The organism is Proteiniphilum sp. UBA5384 (assembly GCF_002410825.1).
GTDB lineage: Bacteria > Bacteroidota > Bacteroidia > Bacteroidales > Dysgonomonadaceae > Proteiniphilum.
Genome location: NZ_DHOS01000052.1, coordinates 219,779 through 244,025, shown reverse-complemented (window position 1 = coordinate 244,025; position 24,247 = coordinate 219,779). Strand labels below are relative to the sequence as shown.

Here is a 24,247-nt window from a genome sequence, read left to right as displayed (position 1 = left end):
AACTAGCCACATTTATGAGGCTGTCTTTACTTTTGAGACAGCCTCTTTTTTAAGAGGAAAATCAATGGAGATAGATTTTGTGATTACTTGGGTCGACATGGACGATGCTGAGTGGAAAAAAAATTTCGCCAAATATTCCGGAAAGATCGACAACACCAAAAACGAAGTGTCAGAAGCACGCTTCCGTGATTATGGTTTTTTAAAGTATTGGTTTAGAGGCGTTGAAAATTTTGCACCGTGGGTTCGTAAAATTCATTTTGTAACTTGTGGACAGAAACCCGACTGGTTGGACGAGAATAATCCGAAACTGAATCTGGTATCCCACAAAGACTTCATTCCGAATGAATTTTTACCAAGCTACAACTCTGTTGTGATTGAACGATATTTGCATAGAATTCCCGATTTAGCCGAACACTTTGTCTATTTTAACGACGATTTCTACATTATTAATTCTATCGGGCCAGAGCGCTTTTTCAGAAACGGGTGGCCTTGCGATATTGCAGTATTTCAATACAATCCCGGTTGGTCCCAATGGTACAAACGTATTAAAAACAACATCAGGGTTATCAACGACCATTTCGACAAAAAGGAAGTAATGACCCAATATAAGGATAAATGGTTCGACAAATCATACGGTTCTAAGGCACGGTGGAACTATATTTTAAAACCATACGGCAAATTTGTTACATTGCGCACACCTCATAATGCCCAGCCCTATTTGAAAAGCACTTTCAACGAAGTTTGGGCGGCTGCCGGAAAAGAATTAACCGAAACATCGGTGAACAGATTCAGGGCGTTAAATGATTTGACGCCGGAGCTTTTTCGCACCTGGCAAATATGTAAGGGGAATTTTACACCATACAATACCTACCAGGATACAAAAATGTTTCCGCTAATGGTGAAACCCAAACAAGCGGTACGAGCCATTTCCGAACAGAGCTACAAGTTAATTTGCTTGAATGACAATGTCCATATTCGGGACTATGATAAGGTGATGAGAAATCTTGAAAATGCGTTTAACGGTATTCTGCCACACAAATCAACATTTGAAATTTAATGTATTTTGGTCACCTCATTTCTCCGATTCTATTCTCTGAATTATGATCGGATATTTTTCTATGATTTTTTTTAGCGACTCGCTGTTTAAATCAGTCCCTGTTTTAAAGTTAACGGTTTTCAATGATAAATTCTTTGGCTTTTTAAGTCCGCGGGGTTTGTTGTATCCGAAAGGCACAGGTATGATTTTAGTGCCGTGAGCTACAGCTGCCGCCCAAAACCAGATATCGTCCGTGGTGGGGGCTATTGCTTTGAATAGCGCCGGATCCATCATCTCTTTTTTCAACGCATTCGGCGGATAGAGTACGCCTCCTACACCCGTTTGTATGTTTTTAAAACTGGCATGAATTCTTTTTGTTACAAAGCTGTACCATCTGTATTTTTTCCACTTACGGTAGGGAGCGTCTATTTTTATACGTTTTGCACGGTGTGCCAATATAGCATCCGGAATTTCATTATGCCAACGCAACAAGACTCGAAGCATATTTTTGTTATACCAGACATCATCATCAATTGTAATAATCACAGCATCGGGAAAATCAACCAGCCCAGGCACTAATTTCCTGTATGAGCGAATATCATCGTCGTAGTTTCTGATTTCAAAAATCGAATTGCTGTCGGCTAAATTTTGAAGTTCTTCCGGAATGCCATTTTCGCCAAATTGCGAATAGGTTAAATAGAGTACTATTTTATCGGGCAAGACCGAACCCATCAAAATGGATTGAATGGCTTGTACGGCAAATGGTATCGCTTCAGGAAAGGATGTCAACGATATGATAACTTGCTTTTTATCCGGCATAACTGAGTTCTTTTTGTATTGTTTATCTCCTATTTCGCGCCGATGTAAGGCAGTACAAAAATACAATAATTTATTTTGGTTTATTATAAATATTGGCCGATTCATTGGGCATACATGGTATATTGAAAGACGTCTTTATCTGCTGTCAGAAGATCTAAATTCCAGAACGGAAATAGTCAAAGGCAAATTAACCGATCCATTCTTGAAGAAAGCTATACCAGAAATCTCTTTTCTAACTTCGGGCTCTTCTTATATCGACTTTACAGAAAAAACAGTAGGTGGAAAGTCTTTTACACTTTTCACCCTTATACCCCAAAAAAGACTGGTACTCCTGGATTTCTGGGCCTCATGGTGTGGTCCTTGTATACGGGAAATGCCCCGGCTAAGAGACCTATATAACGAGTATAGGGATAAGGGTCTGGAAATTGTAGGCATTTCATTGGATTCTCAGGAATCCGCATGGAAAGGAGCCATCAAGGCAAATGAGATACCATGGATCCGAGTTATTGGATTAACCGTGCGTTATATGGTAGTATGAGCACGCCATATTCATTACAATTCATCTTACTGCCCGGTCAGTTTCTTCAGATACTCATAAATTGCCTGCTGTGCGCGCACAGCAGGAGCATCAGCCGGAGCCGTATCCCGTTTGAAGACGTTTTGCAGGTTTTCATCAATCCGGACAGCGCTTTGGTTGTCTTCAAGTTGTATTTTTAATATATCGATGATCTGTCGTTTCAACAATTCAGTATATATGGGGAAAGCCACTTCAATACGGCGATGCAGGTTCCGTCCCATCCAATCAGCCGATGTCAGGAAGATATCCTCTTCTCCACCATTAAAGAAGTACCAGACCCGTGCATGCTCGAGATAGGCATCCACGATACGGGTCACCGTGATATTTTTACTGTACGGCTGGTTGGGTACCAGACAACAGATACCACGTATGATCAGGTCTATCTTTACTCCCACTTCACTGGCCCTGTAAAGCGCATCGATCATCCCCCTATCCTCCAGACTATTCATTTTCAATATGATATAACCGATGCCGCCCTTTTTCACCTGATTAATCTCCCGTTCGATCATCCTGTGGATCTCGGGAAGCATATTGAACTGTGTTACCAAAAGATGCTTGAAATTATGCATGTAAGGTTTCCCTTCCAATACCCGGAATACCTCATCGATATCCCTAATAAATTCTTTATTGGAGGTGAGCAGTCCCTTGTCGGAATAGATACGGGCTGTCTTCTCGTTGAAATTGCCCGTTCCCAGATATGCATATCCCTTAATAGGCTCATCCGGATCATTACTGCGCTTACGTACATAAGCCAGTTTGGCGTGTACTTTCAGCCCCGGCAGGCTGTAAATGATCTTCACCCCTGCCTGTTGCATCAGTTCGGAGGTAAGATAATTGTTCATCTCATCGAACCGAGCTTTCAGTTCGACAAAGACTGTCACCTTTTTTCCGTTCTTAGCAGCGCTTATCAAGCTGTTAATCACGGCTGAATTCTCTGCCACCCTATATTGGGTCACCTTTATCTCCAACACTTTAGGATCGAATGCCGCCTGTAGAAGGAACCGCAATAGATAATCGAACGACTGGTAGGGAAAATGCAGCAATACATCTTGTTTCCGCAATACCCGAAGAATAGAACTATTGGCTTCTACTTCAGGTATACGAAGCGGTTGCGGAAGATGCTGTTTCAGTGAATCTCCCACAGGATTGGGTAACTTGGAAAGATCTGCCCTGTTCAAGTAACGCCCGGAAGGAAGTAACTCTTCCTCTTCAATCTCATAAGCATCACAGAGGTATTTTAGAAAATAATCCGGCATATCCTTATCATATTGAAACCGGGTGACTGCCCCTATCTTTCGTTTACGCACCTTGCGCAGAATCTCCCCCGCAATGTCTTTTTGGTCCTCATCCTCCAGGGAAAAATCGGCATCACGGGAAATTTTAATGCTGAAACAATCTACAATCTGATATCCCGGGAATACACTCTGCATATTGGCCTTGATCACATCATCAATAAATAGGATATAATAATTGCCATTGTGCGAAGGGAGCTCTATGAAGCGGGGAATTTTAGTGTAAGGGATTTTCATGATGGCATAGGTATATCGCTGCCTTTCCTGTTTCTTCTTTCGCTTCAACAGGCTGATTACCTGATAAATGCGACCATCCTGAATAAATGAATGGATATCATCCTTTTGAATGATCATCGGCTGCAAATAAGGAAATACCTCTTCATTGAAATATTTCCTCACATACTCCTGATGGAACGGTTCCACCTTATCTGTCTGATAGAGGATAATGCTATTACGTTTTAATTCCGGCAATATCATCTTATTAAAAATATCATCATATTCCTTTTCCTGAGCCGTGACCTCCTTGTTAATCTGGACGATGGTCTTCATCGCCTCCTCCACAGACTCGTCACGTTTGATACTTTCAAGCAGTGAACTGTGGTACCCCGAAACACGTACCTTGTAAAATTCTTCCAGGTTAGAAGCATAGATGGAGAGAAATTTAATCCGCTCATATACCGGTAACCGCTTATCCCTGGCCTCTAAGAGAACACGGTAATTAAATGACAGCCAACTAATATCACGTTTAAAATATCTATATATGGAATTGTTCATATTTTGAATTCGATCCTTTTTGAATTATGCGATAAAAATAATAACTTTGAACGAATAAAAAAAATGCAAAAAATAGGACTACTCTCAGACACCCATGGCTATTGGGATCCCAAATTCGAGACATATTTTGCCCCGTGCGACGAAATATGGCATGCCGGTGACATCGGTTCGCTTGCTCTGGCACAGCAGTTCGAAGCATTCAAGCCCTTTCGCGCTGTGTATGGCAATATCGACGATGCGGCTGTCCGCAGGGCATATCCTCATACCTTGCGTTTTACCCTTGAAGGAGTAGATGTGATGATCACCCATATCGGCGGTTATCCCGGCCGCTACAATCCGGCCGTCCTTCCAAAATTACATGCCAACCCCCCAAAACTGTTTATTGCTGGACACTCCCATATACTGAAAGTGATGTACGATAAAAAACTGGGATGTCTTCACATGAATCCCGGTGCTGCGGGAAAATACGGCTTCCATCAGGTACGCACTTTACTCCGTTTTGTGCTGGACGAAGGTAATATCAGTGATTTGGAAGTTATCGAGATCGGGAAACAGGGATAAAGTGGTGACTGGGAAACGAAGGGTACAGGAAAAGCTATAATAATCCGGGAAAAAGCGACAGAATAATTTCCCCTACTCCCAACAGCATCAAAATGAGGCCTACTGTCCGGTTCAATAATACCAATCCTTTGCGATTAAAATGTTTGCGCAAGCGGGAAATCATAGTCGTGAGAAAAAACCACCATCCAAATGTAGCCATGATAATCCCGGTTAATCCGGCAATAAAAAAACTTTTTCCATCACCCAGAGGGTTAAACGAAAAATGGGCATAAAGCCCCATAAGAACCAAGATAATCGCTACATTGGAAAATGTAAGTAAAAACGATGAAATAAAATCCCTTACATAACGCGTTTCTGGACATAACTGATCGGGAGTCCAGTCTCTCAAAGGATTGGCACGGAATACCATAAGGCCGAAGAAGAAAAGGACCACGCTACCCACTCTTTGTATCGTTTGCTCATAACTGTCAAAAAAATCGGATACTAAACTCAGCCCTATCAATGTGATCAATACATATATCAAATCCGACAGCATCGCTCCCAATCCTGTCGAAAAACCATGTCTCCAACCCCGGTTAAGCGTTCTTTGAATAACCAGCATATTTATCGGTCCCATGGGGGCAGAGACTAACAATCCAATAAGAAACCCTTTGGCGATTGTTTCGAACATATACTGTTCTTTGCAGAGATATGACTCTAAATTTCCGATGCAAAGGTACATTCATTATTAAAAAGGACAAAAAAGTTTATTAACTTTGTGACTCAATTCAGATTGATAAAAAAGAGATATGATCACATTTTTCAAAACTCCCTCCAAAAGCGTAATCGCTGTACAAACCAATTCGGAATTCTCTCCTGAAGATATTAAAAAACTGATCTGGTTGTTCGGCGAGGCAGAAATGCTCCCCGTAGATAGTATCCAACAACTCTTTATCGGTCCCCGCCGTGAGATGATCACTCCCTGGAGCACCTGTGCAGTGGAAATTACCCAGAATATGGGTATCGGAGGCATCGCTCGTATCGAAGAATATACGCCCTATACAGAAAATGATACAGTTGAATTTGATCCGATGCTGCAACGCAAATATGACAAACTGGATCAGTCTGTTTTCACGATCGACCTACAACCCGAAGAAATCATATATATTGACGATATCTCGGCTTATAATCAAGCAGAGGGATTGGCTCTGAGTAATGAAGAAATCGACTACCTCAATAACGTCAGCCAAAAGATGGGACGCAAATTGACCGACAGCGAAGTATTCGGATTCTCGCAGGTAAATTCCGAGCACTGCCGCCACAAGATATTCAACGGTAAATTCGTGATCGATGGTGAAGAAAAAGAGATGACACTTTTTCAACTGATCAGGAAAACATCTACCATCAACCCCAACAACCTTATTTCAGCTTACAAGGATAATGTGGCTTTCGTACAAGGACCCATCATACAGCAGTTCGCCCCAGCAAGCGGCGACAAACCCGACTTCTTCCGGATCAAAGAGGTGGAAAGTGTACTTTCGCTCAAAGCCGAGACTCATAACTTTCCCACTACCGTAGAACCATTCAATGGAGCGTCTACCGGTACGGGTGGCGAAATTCGTGACCGGTTAGCCGGGGGGAAAGGTTCGCTTCCGGTGGCAGGAACAGCCATTTATATGACCTCCTACCCACGACTCGAAGAGGGTCGCGCATGGGAACAAACGATGTCTCCACGCCCATGGCTCTACCAGACGCCTGAGCAGATACTTATCAAAGCTTCCAACGGAGCATCCGACTTCGGGAATAAATTCGGACAGCCGTTAATCTGCGGATCGGTACTCACCCTGGAGCATGCCGAAAACGACAAGAAGTTCGGTTACGATAAGGTGATCATGCTTGCCGGCGGTGTCGGTTATGCCAATAAGCGCGATGCAAAAAAAGGCGAACCGGAAAGCGGTGAAAAGGTGATAGTACTCGGCGGTGATAATTATCGCATCGGCATGGGTGGTGGTGCCGTTTCGTCGGTCAATACAGGCGAATATTCCGCCGGCATTGAACTCAATGCCGTGCAACGAGCCAATCCCGAGATGCAAAAACGTGTGGCCAACGTGATCCGCTCACTGGCTGAATCCGATGAAAACCCCATTGTCTCCATCCATGACCATGGTGCGGGCGGCCATTTGAATTGCCTGTCAGAACTGGTGGAACAGACAGGAGGTGTTATCGAAATGGACAAACTGCCTGTGGGAGATGAAACGCTCTCCGCTAGGGAAATTATAGGAAATGAAAGCCAGGAACGGATGGGTTTGCTGGTAGAACAAAAAGATATAGACCGCATAGAGCGTATCGCCTCCCGTGAACGGTCACCCATGTATGTGGTAGGTGAAACCACAGGGGATATGAAATTCACCTTCCGCCGAACGGACGGCTCCTGCCCCATTGACATGGAATTGGAGGATTTCTTCGGAAAGCCACCCGTCACCATCATGGAAGACAGCACCATCACCGAAGCATACAGTGCGCCCGAATACGACCAAGAATCACTCAACACCTATATAGAAAATGTACTCAAATTAGAAAGCGTCGCCTGCAAGGATTGGCTTACCAACAAAGTAGACCGCTCCGTGACCGGAAAAATCGCCCGCCAACAATGTCAGGGAGAGATACAACTACCGCTGAGCGACTGTGGTGCCATCGCACTCGACTATAATGGTTATGCTGGTATGGCAACCTCATTGGGGCATGCACCCCAAGTAGCCATGATAGACCCTGCCGCCGGTTCTGTAATGGCAGTGGCCGAAGCACTTACCAATATTGTTTTCGCACCGCTCTCCGACGGATTACCCTCCGTCTCGCTCAGTGCCAACTGGATGTGGCCATGCCGTAATTCCGGAGAGGATGCCCGGCTCTATAAAGCCGTGGAAGCCTGTTCCGACTTCGCATGTGATCTGGGTATCAACATCCCTACCGGAAAAGACTCGCTCTCGATGACACAAAAGTATGGCGACGATAAAGTATATTCTCCGGGAACGGTCATTATCTCCGCTGCTGCCGAAGTAAAAAATATCCGCAAAATTGTATCTCCTGTCCTGGCATATATAAGAGGTACTTACGTTTACTATATTGATTTTTCATTCGACACTTTCAAGTTGGGAGGATCGGCATTTGCACAGACGATGAGTAAAATAGGAAACGAAGCGCCAACCGTGACCGATGCCGAGTATTTCAAAAACGCATTCGCCGCTGTACAGGAGTTAGTGAATCGCGGATTGATTCTTGCCGGTCATGATATCTCGGCGGGGGGGATGATCACCGCCATGCTCGAGATGTGTTTTGCCAATCCGCAAGGGGGACTGGAAGCACGCTTCGACAAGATCCGTCATGCAGATCTTATAAAAATACTCTTCTCCGAGAATCCGGGAGTAATCATACAGGTGAAACACCACCATCTGGTAGAAAAAATCCTGCAGGATTACGGCGTAGGAGCGGCAATCATAGCCCGCCCGATAGAAGAGCGAAAATTGATAATCATCAAAGACTCTTTCCACAAAGAATTCGATATCAATCACCTGCGGGATATCTGGTACAAGACCTCCTACCTGCTCGACCGTAAGCAGAGCGGGGAAACCTGTGCTACACAACGTTTCGAAAATTATAAAAACCAGCCCCTCCACTTTGGGTTCCACCCTTCCTTTACAGGAAAAATGGAAGACTTGGGATTGATCCCCCGGCGACAAGAAAGATCAGGTCTTACCGCTGCCATTATCCGGGAGAAAGGCACCAATGGAGAACGGGAGATGGCCTATACGCTTTGGCTGGCCGGCTTCGAAGTAAAAGATGTTCATATGACCGACCTTACCTCCGGTCGTGAGACATTGGAAGATGTACAGTTTGCCGTCTTCTGTGGAGGCTTTTCCAACTCCGATGTGTTGGGTTCCGCCAAGGGATGGGCCGGAGGTTTCCGATATAACGAAAAAGCAAAAACGGCACTGAATAATTTTTTCGCCCGCGAAGACACACTGAGCCTTGGCATTTGTAACGGGTGCCAGCTGCTGATGGAGTTAGGATTGATCTATCCCGAGATGGGCGATAACCACCCCAAGATGCAACACAATCTGTCTCAAAAATTTGAATCCACTTTTGTAAGTTTAGAGATCCCCGGAAACAATTCGGTAATGCTCAAGTCGCTCGAAGGCACAAAACTCGGCGTTTGGGTAGCCCATGGGGAAGGCCGTTTCCGGTTGCCCGAACCCGAATCAGCTTATCACATCGCAGCGAAATACCTCTACGACGAATACCCCGGTAACCCCAACGGTTCCGACTATGCCACGGCAGCCGTCTGCTCCCGTGATGGACGCCATCTGGCGATGATGCCGCACCCCGAACGATCCATCTTCCCCTGGCAAAACGCATGGTATCCTCACGCTTACCGCAAGCATGAGGTAACCCCGTGGATGGAAGCGTTCGCCAATGCAAGGGAGTGGATAAAAGAAAATGTTCAAAAGAAATAAAACGGATACATAGAATCAGGAAAGGAGACGAAAAATCAATGGATCCAATTTTCACCTATAAGATGAAGGTGCGTGACTATGAGTGTGACACGCAGGGACATGTAAACAATGCTAATTATCAGCATTATTTCGAGGTAACACGACATGAGTTCCTGGAAAAAGTAGGACTCAATTTTCATGAATTGCATTTGCAGGGGATTGATGCGGTAGTCTCACAGGTGGAGATTCGGTATAAAGTCCCTTTGATTGGCATGGATGAGTTCAATTGTACGGTACATCGTATCGAAAGAGTAGGCGTGAAATATATTTTCCATCAGAAGATCATTCGCCTATCAGACAATACAGTGTGCGCCAAGGCAAAGATCGAGGTGGTGAATCTGGTGAACGGCAAATTGTCGCAACCTGAAATATTTGATGAAGCGTTCGCGGAATATATTTAAAGGGACTGGGAGACTAAGTGTTTTTTGTTTTAGTTAGTAATTGGTAATTTCAGAGCCATGCGCACGAATAAAGACCTATACCGGATAGCGCTCACACAGATCAAAGGCGTGGGAGTGATGCACGCCCGCACTTTGATGCAGGTGATAGGCGACGAGGAGGCGATCTTCAAAGAGGATGTCCGCAAGCTGGAAGCCATTCCCCGCATCTCAAGACGGTTGATCAATGAGATTCGTGATCCGGAAGTACTGAAAAAAGCAGAAAAAGAGTTGGCATTCGTGGAGAACAATAAACTAAGGCTCTTCTTCTTTACCGACGACGATTATCCCCAACGGCTTACCCAGTGTATTGACGCACCCCTGTTGCTCTATGCCAGAGGCAATGCCGATTTCAACCACCAAAAGACCATCAGTGTGGTGGGCACACGCAACTCCACCCGATATGGTGAAGATTTTTGTAAGGAGTTCATCGAAGAGCTATCACGCAGGATCCCCGACGTACAGGTCATCAGCGGACTGGCGTATGGTATCGACATCTGTGCCCACCGGGCAGCATTGAAGCACCACCTCTCCACTGTGGCCGTACTGGCACACGGTCTGGACCGCATCTATCCCCAGATACACCGGCAGACAGCTGTGGAGATGTTGCAACAAGGAGCGCTACTTACCGAATTTTCCAGCGGGACCAATCCTGACAAGCACAATTTCGTGAAGCGCAACCGTATCGTCGCCGGCATGGCGGATGCGGTCGTAGTGATTGAATCGGCTGAGAAGGGAGGATCACTTACTACCGCCGACATTGCCAACTCTTACTACAGGGAGGTTTTCGCTATACCGGGCCGTATCCGCGATAAAATGTCGACCGGTTGCAACAGGTTGATATCGGACAACAAAGCCATTCTCTTTCAAAGCATCAACGGTTTTATTTCTCACATGGGATGGGAACCCGATAAGAAGCAATCTATCCCGATACAGCAAGACCTCTTCCCCGAACTATCGGAAGAAGAGTCGATACTATTCGAAAAACTCAATGAAAAGGGAGCCATGCATGTGAACACCTTGGCCATCGAACTCAATATTCCGGTATCGGAATTGTTTATGACATTGCTGGAATTGGAAGTAAGAAATATTGTCACATCACTTCCCGGTGGAATGTATCAATTAGTGTGATTTTTTTTATATCTTTGGTTTTGGGTATTTAAGATTCAAAGGTGATATGGGGTGATACGTGTCTCCGGGAAATAGCCTGTCCAACCACACAAATGTGATGTCAATAAGAAAAGGGGTGATACGAAAACCACGCCGAGCAGATATTGGAGTATGGGAACGGCCGGGGTTAATAAACCGGCAATATAATCAAGCACAAAACATTAAATATAGCTAAAAACATGGCAGAAGAAAAAGATAACAAGAACAGTGAAAAATTAAAAGCGCTGCGTGCAGCGATGGACAAGATTGAAAAGACCTACGGCAAAGGCTCTATCATGAAGATGGGTGATGAGAAAGTGGAAGAGGTCCCCGTTATTTCCTCCGGCTCCATCGCACTCAACGTGGCCCTGGGTGTGGGTGGTTATCCGCGTGGACGTGTCATTGAGATTTACGGTCCCGAGTCATCGGGAAAGACCACTCTCGCTATTCATGCCATTGCTGAAGCACAGAAAGCAGGAGGGGTCGCAGCCTTCATAGACGCCGAACATGCATTCGATCGTTTTTATGCCGAGAAGTTGGGTGTGAATACTGACGAATTGCTTATTTCACAACCGAGCAGCGGTGAAGAAGCGCTGGAGATCGCTGAGCAGCTGATCCGCTCTTCTGCGGTAGACATTATTGTTGTAGACTCGGTAGCCGCCCTTACGCCCAAAAAAGAAATCGAAGGAGAGATGGGAGACTCTAACGTGGGGTTACAGGCACGATTAATGTCGCAGGCACTCAGGAAGCTCACCTCCGCCATCAGCAAGACCAATACCACCTGTATTTTCATCAACCAGTTACGTGAAAAAATCGGGGTGATGTTCGGCAATCCGGAAACCACTACGGGAGGAAATGCTCTGAAATTCTATGCCTCAGTAAGATTAGACATCCGCGGCAATGGCACTCCTATCAAGGATGGGGAAGAACAGATCGGGAAACCTACCCGCGTGAGAGTTGTCAAAAACAAGCTAGCCCCTCCATTCCGCAAAGCGGAATTCGATATCATGTATGGGGAAGGAATCTCCCGGACAGGCGAGATTATCGACTTGGGATCCGATCTGGGCATCATCAAGAAGAGTGGTTCATGGTATAGCTATAACGATACCAAACTGGGGCAGGGACGCGATGCGGCCAAAGCCGCCATTAAAGACAATCCCGAATTGGCGGAAGAACTCGAAAAACTCATTTTCGACGCATTAAAGGGAACTAATTGACAGATTTAAAGAGGTATTTCACAGAGTGATTTCACCCTCTTTTTTTGTTTTGATTACCAATGACTAATTATCCATTTACTTTGAATCATTAGTCACCACTTGTCCCGATTCATCGGGAGTGGTATTACCTGTCCCGATTTATCGGGATTATTCACATTGAATCATGCAAGTTTTCAGAAACTTAAAACAGTCCGAAATCGATCTATTGGAGAAGAACGGATGCAGTAGCACAGATTGGGGATTGGTCACTGTAAAAGAAGGCTTCGATCCTCGTTATGTAAATGAAAGCCAATTCTCCGGCAAAGTGGAGCTGGGGATATTTGAAAAGACATTTTTCCTGTCCGGTGGATTGGAAAAGCATACCGGCATTAATCGCGTTGTCATTCATAACTGCACCATCGGCGATAATGTAGTGATCGAGAACGTACAAAATTATATCGCTAATTACACCATTGGCGATAATTGCTTTATTCAAAATGTAGATGTAATCCTGGTGGATGGCATGACTTCATTCGGGAATGGAGTGGAAGTCAACGTACTGAATGAAACCGGCGGACGGGAAGTACATATTAATGATAAACTCTCGGCCCATTTCGCTTATATCTATTCCCTCTATCGACATCGACCGAAACTGATCGGGCAAATGAAAGCAATCATCGACTACTATTGCGAGAAACATGCTTCCGACAGGGGAATTATCGAACATAATTGCAAGATTGTGAATGTTGGTTATATCAAAAACGTGCGAATAGGCTCCTTCTGTAAGATTACCGGTGCAATGAAACTTAAAAACGGGAGTATCAACAGCAATGAATATGATCCGATTTATATCGGACGTAACGTGATTGCCGAAGATTTTATTGTCTGTTCGGGTTCAAAGATCGACGGTGGATCCATTATCTCCCGCTGTTTTATCGGTCAGGCCTGTCATATCGACCACGGTTATTCCGCTTCCGACTCGCTCTTTTTCAGCAATTGCCAGGGCGAGAATGGAGAAGCCTGCGCACTCTTTGCCGGTCCCTATACCGTTACCCATCACAAATCGACATTGCTCATAGCCGGTATGTTTTCCTTTATGAATGCCGGATCGGGATCCAACCAGAGCAATCACATGTATAAACTGGGACCTATCCACCAGGGGATCATTGAACGGGGGGCCAAGACTACCAGCAACTCTTACGTGTTATGGCCTGCGAAAGTAGGACCTTTCTCCCTGATTTTGGGACGCCACTATAAACATGCCGATACCTCCAACCTCCCTTTCTCCTATCTGGTAGAAAAAGACAACGGAACCCATATTGCACCGGGCGTCAATCTGCGTAGCGTGGGCACCATCCGCGATGCCAAGAAATGGCCGGAGAGAGACCGCCGCAAGGATCCTGACCGGCTCGATTGCATCAATTTTAATCTGCTCAGCCCCTACACCATACAAAAAGTATTTGCCGGTATTGAAATCCTCAAGGATCTCCGGGCCGTAGCCGGAGAGACATCTGAATTCTACACCTTCCAAAGCTGCGTCATCTCCAATTCATCACTCCGGAGAGGATTAAAACTCTATGAAATTATCATCCATAAATTTCTGGGGAATTCCATTATCAAACGGTTAGAAAACATCCGATTTAAAAATAACGAAGAGATCCGACAACGGCTCCAACCCAAAGGAGCACCCGGATTAGGCGAATGGGTAGACGTCTCCGGATTGATCGCCCCCAAATCAGAAATCGACGAGTTACTCTGCAAAATAGAAGCGGGGGAGATCACAAAATTGAAAGAGATAAACCATGTATTCCGGAAACTGCACGAAGAGTATTACGAGAACGAATGGACATGGGCATGGGACAAAATCCAGTCGTTTTACGGCATCAAAAGCAATGAAATCACGGCTGTCGATATAATTGCCATCGTAGAAAAATGGAAAGAAGCCGTGATTGGGCTGGACGAGATGATCTACAGCGATGCAAAAAAAGAATTCTCACTCTCCTTCAAAACCGGTTTTGGTGCCGACGGTAATATTCAGGACCGGGCCATAGATTTCGAATACGTACGTGGGGCTTTCGACAAGAACCCTTTTGTGGTTGCCACATTACAGCATATCGAAGAAAAAAAGGCTCTGGGTAACGAATTAATAGAAAGAATAAGAGATATACAATAAAACAGAGAGTTATGACAGACAAGATGGAAAAACTCATCCAACAGTTCAACCCCCAATCCATAAGTATTCCCATTAACAAATGCGAATTGGAGGAAGTCATTGAAGCGCTTATCTCGTTGATGTTTCCTATCTGCGATTGTCCGGAGCCGGTGGATGTTCATGAAGGATTGCGGATAACAACAGGAAAGCTGTACACCAATATCAGTGCACTTACCGGTGAGCAGAAGGCCAATAAGATCATCGAATCTTTTTTAGGGCAACTCCCTTCGCTCCACGAAAGGCTCTATAAAGACGCGAACTGTTACCTTAAATCCGACCCTGCTGCCAAAAGCATAGAAGAGGTAATCCTTACTTATCCCGGGTTTTATGCCTTATGTGTTCATCGCATAGCCCATGAAATGCACCGACTGGGAGTCCCCTTAATCGCCCGTCTCTTTTCAGAATACGCCCACTCCAGGGTAGGCATCGATATCCATCCTGCTGCCCGGATAGGCAAGAACCTGTTTATGGACCACGGAACGGGGATCGTTATCGGTGAGACCACCCTAATAGGCAACAATGTAAAAATATATCAAGGTGTGACGCTCGGCGCTTTATATGTAGAGAAGAAGCTGTCGGATGTGAAACGGCATCCTACAGTGGAAGACAACGTGGTGATATATGCCAATGCCACTATTCTGGGAGGGAAAACGATCGTCGGTCACGATTCTGTGATCGGAGGCGGTGCGTGGCTTACACGAAGCGTAGTCCCCTACTCCCTGGTATCCAATTCGATCGATGTAAAGATCCGTATGGTACGGGATTTTTCCAGTCCGTATGATTTTGTAATTTGATTCACCGCTTCAGGAGATTACCGTGGCTTTATACCGAATCATTACACCTGTATCGGTTCTCCTTTGGTAATCTCTTCCAGTAAAACTACTGCCATTTCCACAGTCTCCACACCGCTGATCACTACCGACCGTTTCTGACCTTTCTCCTGCAGGCGGCAGCGGCGCGCTTGTTTCTGCACAAAATCCAATAACCGGTCGAATACCGGTGAGCTGTAATAAGGTGATTCCGGATCAGAAATCAGGAAAAGGATCATCTGCCCGTTTTTCAGCATCACTTTTTCTATTCCTAACGACTTGGCAATACGGCGAAGCCGTACAATACGGATAAGTTCCCTACCCTGCGTGGGAATTTTACCGAAGCGATCTTCCAGCCGTTTCATGAAATCCATGATTTCCGTCTCCGACTCCATATTGTCCATTTCACGGTAAATTCCTACACGTTCCGCATCATTCGGGATGTAAGTTATCGGGAACATTAGTTCCAGGTCGCTTTCCACCAACACATCATCTACAAAATTGTATGCCTGTGCCTTTTCAGCCTGTTGAGCTTTATGTAATTCAGAGAATTCATCTTTCCTCAACTCCTGTACTGCTTCGGTCAATATCTTCTGATAAGTTTCATATCCCAGGTCGGCAATGAAACCACTTTGTTCAGCTCCCAGCAGATTTCCAGCCCCGCGGATATCCAAATCCTGCATGGCAATATGAAGGCCGCTTCCCAATTCGGCGAAATTCTCTATCGCCTGAAGACGCCTCCGGGAGTCAGTACTCAACGTATAAAAAGGAGGTGCCAGCAAGTAACAGAATGCCTTCCGGTTACTTCGTCCCACCCTGCCCCGCAACTGGTGCAGGTCGCTCAATCCGAAATTCTGGGCATCCATCACAATAATGGTATTTACATTGGGCATATCGATACCCGACTCAATAATAGTAGTAGCAATCAGCACATCCTGTTCATGATTGATAAAATCCTCAATCACACCTTCCAGTTTTTTCGGATCCATCTGTCCATGTCCCACCGCTACACGCACCCCCGGTATTTCCCGCTTGATCAGGGCTTCCAGTTCATAAATATTCTTGATGCGGTTGTTCACGATGAACAATTGCCCGTTCCGGTTCAATTCAAAATTGATGGCATCGCGAATAAGGTCTATATCAAACGTATGCACCTCTGTTTGTATGGGATAACGGTTGGGCGGAGGTGTCCCGATGGTGGAAAGGTCGCGCGATCCCATCAGCGAGAACTGCAATGTGCGGGGGATAGGAGTAGCTGTCATGGTAAGCGTATCCACATTCACTTTCAGCTGCTTGAGCTTTTCTTTGACAGATACACCGAATTTCTGCTCTTCGTCGATGATCAGCAGCCCTAGGTCCTTAAACTCCACATCTTTGCCCACCAGACGGTGCGTACCGATCAGGATATCTATTTTTCCCTCTTTCAATCGGTGCAATATCTCTTTTTGCTCTTTAGCCGAACGTGCACGACTCAAGTAATCGACTTTTACAGGGAAATCAGCCAGCCTGTCGCTGAAAGTATGGTAATGCTGGGTAGCCAGTACAGTAGTGGGAACTAATACTGCCGTTTGTTTCCCGTCGGTCGCCGCTTTGAAGGCAGCCCGGATAGCCACCTCGGTCTTTCCGAAGCCCACATCACCACAGACCAGCCTGTCCATCGGGCGCTCGCTCTGCATATCGTTTTTCACGTCGCGTGTCGCCTTCACCTGGTCCGGCGTATCTTCATACATAAATGACGCTTCCAATTCCGTCTGCAGATAGGTATCTTTCGAGAAAGCGAATCCTTTCTCCTGTTGACGTTGGGCATAAAGTTTTATCAGGTCGCGGGCTATATCCTTAATTTTCTTCTTGGTCCGTTCCTTTACCTTCTCCCACGCTCCTGATCCCAGTTTATTCAACTGTGGTTCTTCACCTTCCTTTCCTTTGTATTTTGATATCTTATGCAATGAATGGATAGAAACAAACACCGCATCGTTATTCTTATAAAGAAGCTTGATCACCTCCTGTACCTTGTCGCCGATACGCAGCCGTACCAATCCGGCAAACCGGCCGATACCATGGTCCATATGCACCACATAGTCACCTTGCTGAAGCTGGTTGATCTCTTTCAAGGTGAGCGCGATTTTGCCCGACCGCGCCTGGTCGGACTTCAGGCTGTACTTATGAAAACGGTCAAATATCTGGTGATCAGTAAAGCAACATATTTTTAGCGTCTCGTCCGAAAAACCCTCGTGCAATGTTTTATTGACCGGTATAAAGGAGATAGAGTCTTCGCGATCTTCAAATATATGGAAAAGCCTTTTCTGTTGCTTTTCGCTGTCACTTAATATATAAATGGTATACCCCTCGTCTGTAAAACGATGCAACGATTCACTCAGCAAATCGAAATTCTTGTGATAAAGAGGCTGCATCGATGTATTGAAAGAAATGACAGCATCAGGAGTATTCAGCATCTTATTGTCAAAACGAATCTGCCGGAACGAGTGGATGCTCTCCATGAAATCTATTTTCGAGAGTAGATCGGCTTTCACAAACTCCTCATCTTTCGGATCGATATGCAGTTCATCTTCGTTGATTGACTCCACCCGGCTGGCAATCCAACGCATATCTTCCGTGCCTATCACCGAGCCGGCAGGAAGAAGGCCGAATAACGAAGCATTTTTAGCGCTATTCCGGCCGAATTCGGGAACAATCCGGATTTCATTGAATTTCTCTTTAGACAATTGCGATTCCAGGTCGAAATTACGAATAGTCTCCACCTCATCCCCGAAAAAATCGATACGATAAGGATATTCACTCGAGAAAGAGAAAACATCGAGGATACTCCCCCGCACCGCATATTGCCCCGGTTCGTACACATAATCCGAAAGCAGGAACCCCTGACTGTCGAGCATTTCGCTTACAAACGCACTGTCGATACGGTCTCCCACAGACACCTTCAATGTATTCACCGCCAGCTGATCACGGGAAACCGTCTTCTCTGTCAATGCATCGGGATAACTCACAATAACCGATGGCTCACTCACACCCTGGAGGCGGCTTAAGACCCCGGCCCTCAACACCTCGTTGGCACGGTCTATCTGGCCGTATTTGGCGGCTCTTTTATAGGCCGACGGAAAAAAGAGTATATCGGTAGATCCCATCATCTGGGTGAGGTCATGGTAAAAATAACCTGCCGTCTCGGCATCATTGAGTATATAAAGGTAGGTCCGAGGTTGTCTGTAGAATAATTCCCCGGCAAACAAAGCACGCGAAGACCCATGCAATCCCGTTACAGATAAGACCTGCATTTCTTTCAGTAACGAGTCTGCCGCCGACAGGTTGGGATGTTTCCCTATCAATTGCCGTAATTGGTCAATGTCTATTGTTTCAACCATTCAGAAGAAAGTTACAAAGATAAGCCATTTTTTTTACTATCTTTGCTTCCTGTAGACAAGAAAATAATCATATATGGAGATAGATGCCAGGCATACACCTGATTACCTCTTTGAGACCAGTTGGGAAGTATGCAACAAAGTAGGCGGTATTTATACCGTCTTATCCACACGGGCCAATATTCTACAGAAAATTTACACAAACCGCATATTTTTCATTGGCCCCGATGTGTGGGGTACACAGGAAAACCCTTGGTTTAAGGAGGATAAGACCCTCTTTTCATCATGGAGTGAATTCGCATCGCACAATCAACATCTTCCTGTCCGTATCGGACGATGGAAAGTACCCGGTGAGCCGATCGTCTTTCTGGTAAAATTCGACGCTTTCTTTGAGAAGCAGAATGATATCTATGCTGAAATGTGGATGGATTGGGGGGTAGATTCGATTGCCGCTTATGGCGACTATCATGAATCGACGATGTTCGCCTACGCTACAGGAATGGTAATAGAAAGTTTTTACCGTTTCCACCACCTGGAAGCAGAAAATGTGATCGTCCATTGCAACGAATGGATGACAGGAGCCACGGCCCTCTACCTGAGAAAGCATGTGCCCAGTATCGCTACCCTCTTTACTACCCATGCCACTTCCATCGGACGATCTATCGCAGGCAATAACCTCCCCTTATACGATCACCTGCAAGAATATAACGGTGACCAGATGGCCCGTCAGCTGAATATGACAGCCAAACACTCCATTGAGAAAAAAGCCGCACAATATGTCGACTGTTTCACTACCGTCAGTGATATCACCGCCGTTGAATGTACACAACTACTGCAGCGGCAACCCGACATAGTAACCCCAAACGGCTTTGAAAAAGATTTTATTCCCCAAGGAGCGGATCATACACACGCACGCAAAAGAGCGAGAAAGGTATTATTTAATGTGGCCGAGAAAATAGTCGGCCATACTATTCACCCTGACGCTTTATTGATTGCTACCAGCGGCAGGTATGAATATAAAAATAAAGGTATCGATATATTTATCGATGCCATGAATCTGCTCCGTAAAATGCCGGAACTGACAAAAGATGTCATCGCATTTATCATGGTACCCGGATGGGTAAAAGGGCCTCGGAAAGATTTCTCCCGGGGATGTCCTTTTATTACTCATGAGCTGGTTGATCCGCAGCATGACATGGTGATGAACCATATCCAACGTTTGGGATTTTGTAACTCCACGGAAGAGCGGGTAAAAATTATTTTTGTTCCTTCCTACCTGAATGGGGACGATGGCATATTCAATCTTCCTTATTATGATCTGCTGATCGGCCTTGATATGACGGTCTTTCCCTCCTATTATGAACCATGGGGTTATACTCCCCATGAGAGCATCGCCTTTTCCGTCCCTACCATCACTACCACATTGGCTGGATTCGGCGTCTGGGCAAAGAAGGAGGGCGACAAAAAAGAAGGAATCAGCGATGGCATTGAAGTAATCTATCGCGACGATAAAAATCATTCCGACGTAACAGGGGAGATAGCTTCTCTTATCTATGAGTTGACATTGCAAAGTAATGAACAAGTAAAGTTATCGAAACAAAGTGCTTCTGCGCTTGCCCACATGGCCGATTGGGCACACTTCATCCATTATTATCAGGAAGCTTATTGCAAAGCATTGCATAACTCATTTATCAGATTATCGCACCCTTATAAACTTAAAACGGAATAAAAGCGTTATACTTGCCATATAAGATGTAGGATTTAAAATATAAGAATATAAAAGTCACAAAATATGATAATTCAGTCAAGTCATTCAAATACCCCTATCTGGAAAGATATTCATGTACATGCAGAATTACCTGACCGGTTACGTCCGCTGGAAGAAATAGCCCACAATCTATGGTGGGTATGGAATGAAGAAGCCAAAGCCATCTTCGAAAAAATGGATCCCCGGGAATGGGAAAACAGCGAAAAGAATCCGGTGGTTATGTTACAAAACCTCCGCTCGGAAGTCACCGAAAACATATTGAAAGATGAGGCACTTATGGCTCATATCGATCACACCTATGATCATTTCAAAAGCTATATGAGTGCTCCCCATAACAACAAACGCCCCAGCATAGCTTACTTCAGCATGGAATATGGCTTATCACATGTATTGAAGATCTATTCGGGGGGGTTGGGTATCCTTGCCGGCGACTACCTGAAAGAGGCGAGCGACAGTAATGTGGATATGACTGCAGTAGGATTTCTTTACCGTTATGGCTATTTCACCCAAACTCTCTCCATCGACGGCCAGCAGATCGCCAATTACGAAGCACAGAATTTCGGAAGCCTTCCCATTACCCAGATAATGAATGAAGACGGTTCTCCCATGATCCTGGAAGTACCGTTTCATGATCGTCCCATCTATTCCAATGTATGGAAAGTAGCAGTAGGACGTATCAATCTCTATCTGATGGATACCGATCTGGAAGAAAATAGCGAGTACGACCGCCCTATCACCCACCAGTTGTATGGCGGTGACTGGGAAAACCGCATGAAACAGGAATATTTGTTGGGAGTCGGAGGTATATTGCTTCTCAAGAAATTGGGTATCTGCAAAGAAGTGTATCACATGAATGAAGGGCATGCTGCTTTCATCAATATCCAACGCCTACACGATTACATAAAAGAAGAAGGCCTTTCATTCCAGCAAGCACTTGAAGTGGTACGCGCATCGTCCCTTTATACAGTGCATACACCGGTACCTGCGGGGCATGATTATTTCGATGAACCACTGATTTCCAAATACATGGCTCCTATGATACAAAGCATCGGAATTCCATGGCAACAGTTTATGGATATGGGACGTGCTAATCCCGGCACCCACGAAAAGTTCTCGATGAGCGTATTCGCTTTGAATACAGCCCAGGAAGCCAACGGTGTAAGTAAGTTACATGGAACAGTTTCACAAAAAATGTTCCAACCCGTATGGAAAGGATATTTCCCTGAAGAACTGCATGTGGGTTATGTGACCAATGGCGTACATCTTCCCAGTTGGGCGACCTCATCGGTAAAAGCACTTTATGAAAAACATTTCGGAGACATGTTTTATGAGGACCAGTCGAATCCCGAAATCTGGAAAAATATTTATAAAGTAAGCGACGATGAGTTATGGAAACTTCGCACCCACCTGAAGAAAAAACTGGTCGACTATATCCGAATAGAGTTTAAAGAAGGATGGCTCAAAAATCAAGCTGACCCTTCGCGGATTATGGGTATGTTGGAAGAAGTAAATCCCAATGCATTATTGATCGGTTTCTCTCGTCGTTTCGCCACCTATAAACGGGCACACCTGTTGTTCACCGATCTCGACCGTCTATCGAAAATCGTGAACAATCCAAAATATCCGGTACAGTTTATCTTTGCAGGGAAAGCGCATCCCGCCGACGGAGGTGGACAGGGACTGATCAAACAAATTGTTGAGATCTCACGCCGACCCGAATTCCTCGGTAAGATTATTTTCCTGGAGAACTACGATATGCGGTTGGCAAAACGACTGGTCTCCGGTGTAGATATATGGTTAAATACCCCTACCCGTGCTCAGGAAGCATCAGGTACCTCCGGAGAGAAAGCCGAAATGAACGGTGTACTCAATCTTTCGGTGCTCGATGGATGGTGGTATGAGGGATACCGGGAAGGTGCCGGTTGGGCGTTGACCGACAAGAGGACCTACGACAATCAGGCTTACCAGGATGAACTGGATGCCACTACGATTTATTCTTTACTCGAAAATGAGATTATACCCCTCTATTACGCCTACAACAGCAATGGTTATTCTCAGGGATGGATACAGTATATCAAGAAATCGATGGCCGAAATTGCCCCCCATTTCACCACCAAACGGATGATGGACGACTATTTCGACCGTTTCTACAATAAACTGGCACAACGTTCCCGCCTGCTTCAGGAGAATCACTACGCAAAAGCCAAAGAGATTGCGAAATGGAAAGAGGATACTGCCTCCCGGTGGGATAGTTTCGAGGTAGTCAGGTTAGAGTTCAATCCCAACCAAAAAGTGGACTTCAACAGTGGTCACAACGAAATTTACGGACAGATTGTGATTGACCGGAAAGATTTGACTTGCGATCTGGGGGTTGAATGTATAGTAGTAGATCATGATACGATGAATAAAGAACCCCAATTCCTGGAGTCTTATGAGTTCGATCTGGTCAAAACTGAAGGCTCCCTGCTCTATTTTGAGTCGCGTAAGGCGTTGAACGATCCCGGCACCCATCAGTATGGGCTGCGGGTATATCCGAAAAACGCCGACCTTCCCCACAGGATGGACTTTGCTTATATGCGGTGGATATAAATATAAGGGAAAAAGCGTCCTCCTCACGAGAGACGCTTTTTCAGTTTCACCGACACACAAAGAAATAGTAATCGAAAAAATGATGAAGATTGTGTCGTCCTTATTATCAAAGGGTAGAGTCAGATAGCATTCGATAATCTGCTTTTATGCGGTGAAATACCAAACCTTTTTGTATAAGCGTTTACCAGATGGGATGCGCTCTTGAAGTCAAACATCCTGGAAATCTCGGTAATGCTGATATCTGAATTAAGCACCAGAGATTGTATCTCTTCCATCTTACGATCTAACATCCACTGATAGGGAGTTTGTCCGAAACATCTCTTGAAATGGCGGGTAAATGTCCTTAAACAGTCATATTTGCAAAGGCTCGCCAACTCATTCATATTTTTCGCCTGTGAGTAATTTCTCAACACACTATCCTCAAACTGTTTTGATTTTGATGTCCGTGGAATCAATTTCACAAGTACGATCTCACTGTCGGGTGAAGGGATGACCCTGCTTTTTAGTCCGTCAGAGAAAGTAAATGTGCATGAAGCCACATCCGTCAACAGAAATTTTTTTACATTATCTCTGGTTATCCTTGCATTAGCGTCCATAAGTTGCTATTTTGAGTGTACCTGTATATACTGCTGAGCCGAGAGTAATACGTATGGTATAATTTCCTGCGCGAAGACCGGAAAGATCAACCATATCAAATCCCATATCATATACTTCAATAAAACTTTGTCTTACTTCTCTCGGTCCGATAATTTCCACCAATGCGCTTCCACGATAGTTTTGTACCGATATTGAAACCGCATTTTGTAAATTGTATGCTTCCACAACCGGTTCCATTGCCGGATTGTCATAGGATTGAGTACTCTCAGATGCGCCACGGGTCGTACCACCTAGACGGCTTAAGTTAATCCTATCAGATAGCTCGCTGGAAAACAATAATGTACTACATACAGCCATTATAAAATACGCCCACATTGTCTTTTTCATATCATTATTTACTTTATTTAATTATTAAATACGCATTGAATTCATGAAAGCCATTGCTTTCCTTAAAAAAAATACTTGCAAAAAATCATTCCTAGGATTGATGATTTTTATTTGAAAATCAGTTATGAATTACAGACACAA

At 45.0% G+C, this 24,247-nt stretch carries 17 protein-coding genes; 11 read left to right on the top strand and 6 right to left on the bottom strand.

The annotated features are described in order from the left end of the window. Positions 1 to 64 precede the first annotated feature (64 nt). Positions 65 to 1,057 (top strand): Stealth CR1 domain-containing protein, encoded by a 993-nt coding sequence (locus tag B4G81_RS10725; RefSeq protein WP_294082351.1) that lies wholly within the window; start codon positions 65 to 67, stop codon positions 1,055 to 1,057. 15 nt (positions 1,058 to 1,072) lie between these two features. On the opposite strand, the gene B4G81_RS10720 is transcribed toward B4G81_RS10725, so the two are convergent. Then, a complete protein-coding gene (locus B4G81_RS10720) occupies positions 1,073 to 1,855 on the bottom strand; it encodes a glycosyltransferase (RefSeq protein ID WP_294082349.1) in 783 nt (260 codons plus the stop codon). 202 nt (positions 1,856 to 2,057) lie between these two features. Between B4G81_RS10720 and B4G81_RS10715 the strand changes: the two genes are divergently transcribed. Next, entirely contained in the window at positions 2,058 to 2,393 is a 336-nt protein-coding gene (locus tag B4G81_RS10715; RefSeq protein WP_294082348.1) for a peroxiredoxin family protein, read from the top strand. 26 nt (positions 2,394 to 2,419) lie between these two features. On the opposite strand, the gene ppk1 is transcribed toward B4G81_RS10715, so the two are convergent. Next, on the bottom strand, positions 2,420 to 4,498 hold the full coding sequence (gene ppk1, locus B4G81_RS10710) for a polyphosphate kinase 1 (protein ID WP_294082347.1): 2,079 nt from the start codon (positions 4,496 to 4,498) through the stop codon (positions 2,420 to 2,422). Positions 4,499 to 4,561: 63 nt separating this feature from the next. Between ppk1 and B4G81_RS10705 the strand changes: the two genes are divergently transcribed. After that, positions 4,562 to 5,059 (top strand): metallophosphoesterase family protein, encoded by a 498-nt coding sequence (locus B4G81_RS10705; RefSeq protein WP_294082345.1) that lies wholly within the window; start codon positions 4,562 to 4,564, stop codon positions 5,057 to 5,059. A 34-nt stretch (positions 5,060 to 5,093) separates the two neighbouring features. Here B4G81_RS10705 and B4G81_RS10700 read toward each other — a convergent pair whose 3' ends face one another. Beyond that, a complete protein-coding gene (locus B4G81_RS10700; protein WP_294082343.1) occupies positions 5,094 to 5,729 on the bottom strand; it encodes a LysE family translocator in 636 nt (211 codons plus the stop codon). A 118-nt stretch (positions 5,730 to 5,847) separates the two neighbouring features. Here B4G81_RS10700 and purL point away from each other — a divergent pair, with 118 nt between their 5' ends. From purL to epsC, 6 genes are all read left to right on the top strand, one after another. Continuing rightward, on the top strand, positions 5,848 to 9,549 hold the full coding sequence (gene purL / locus B4G81_RS10695) for a phosphoribosylformylglycinamidine synthase (protein WP_294082341.1): 3,702 nt from the start codon (positions 5,848 to 5,850) through the stop codon (positions 9,547 to 9,549). 38 nt (positions 9,550 to 9,587) lie between these two features. After that, on the top strand, positions 9,588 to 9,989 hold the full coding sequence (locus B4G81_RS10690; RefSeq protein WP_294082339.1) for an acyl-CoA thioesterase: 402 nt from the start codon (positions 9,588 to 9,590) through the stop codon (positions 9,987 to 9,989). A gap of 57 nt (positions 9,990 to 10,046) precedes the next feature. After that, a complete protein-coding gene (dprA, locus tag B4G81_RS10685) occupies positions 10,047 to 11,156 on the top strand; it encodes a DNA-processing protein DprA (protein ID WP_294082338.1) in 1,110 nt (369 codons plus the stop codon). 218 nt (positions 11,157 to 11,374) lie between these two features. Next, positions 11,375 to 12,391 (top strand): recombinase RecA, encoded by a 1,017-nt coding sequence (gene recA, locus B4G81_RS10680; RefSeq protein ID WP_294082337.1) that lies wholly within the window; start codon positions 11,375 to 11,377, stop codon positions 12,389 to 12,391. 163 nt (positions 12,392 to 12,554) lie between these two features. Continuing rightward, positions 12,555 to 14,543 carry a DUF4954 family protein gene (locus B4G81_RS10675; RefSeq protein WP_294082331.1) on the top strand — a complete coding sequence of 663 codons (1,989 nt, stop codon included), beginning with the start codon at positions 12,555 to 12,557 and terminating at the stop codon, positions 14,541 to 14,543. Between the two features lie 11 nt (positions 14,544 to 14,554). Beyond that, complete coding sequence (gene epsC / locus B4G81_RS10670) at positions 14,555 to 15,376, top strand: serine O-acetyltransferase EpsC (RefSeq protein WP_294082329.1); 822 nt, start codon at positions 14,555 to 14,557, stop codon at positions 15,374 to 15,376. Positions 15,377 to 15,417: 41 nt separating this feature from the next. On the opposite strand, the gene mfd is transcribed toward epsC, so the two are convergent. Beyond that, entirely contained in the window at positions 15,418 to 18,768 is a 3,351-nt protein-coding gene (mfd, locus tag B4G81_RS10665; RefSeq protein ID WP_294082327.1) for a transcription-repair coupling factor, read from the bottom strand. 73 nt (positions 18,769 to 18,841) lie between these two features. Between mfd and B4G81_RS10660 the strand changes: the two genes are divergently transcribed. Next, positions 18,842 to 20,494: a glycogen/starch synthase gene (locus tag B4G81_RS10660; protein ID WP_294082325.1), complete on the top strand. Its 1,653-nt coding sequence runs from the start codon at positions 18,842 to 18,844 to the stop codon at positions 20,492 to 20,494. Positions 20,495 to 20,557: 63 nt separating this feature from the next. After that, entirely contained in the window at positions 20,558 to 23,122 is a 2,565-nt protein-coding gene (glgP, locus tag B4G81_RS10655; RefSeq protein ID WP_294082324.1) for an alpha-glucan family phosphorylase, read from the top strand. 119 nt (positions 23,123 to 23,241) lie between these two features. Here the strand turns inward: glgP and B4G81_RS10650 are convergent, their stop codons facing one another. Together B4G81_RS10650 and B4G81_RS10645 are read right to left on the bottom strand one after the other, a co-directional pair. Further along, complete coding sequence (locus tag B4G81_RS10650; RefSeq protein ID WP_294082323.1) at positions 23,242 to 23,718, bottom strand: helix-turn-helix domain-containing protein; 477 nt, start codon at positions 23,716 to 23,718, stop codon at positions 23,242 to 23,244. Continuing rightward, positions 23,708 to 24,094: a hypothetical protein gene (locus B4G81_RS10645; RefSeq protein WP_294082322.1), complete on the bottom strand. Its 387-nt coding sequence runs from the start codon at positions 24,092 to 24,094 to the stop codon at positions 23,708 to 23,710. Before B4G81_RS10645 ends, B4G81_RS10650 begins: the two co-directional genes overlap by 11 nt. Positions 24,095 to 24,247: the final 153 nt, after the last annotated feature.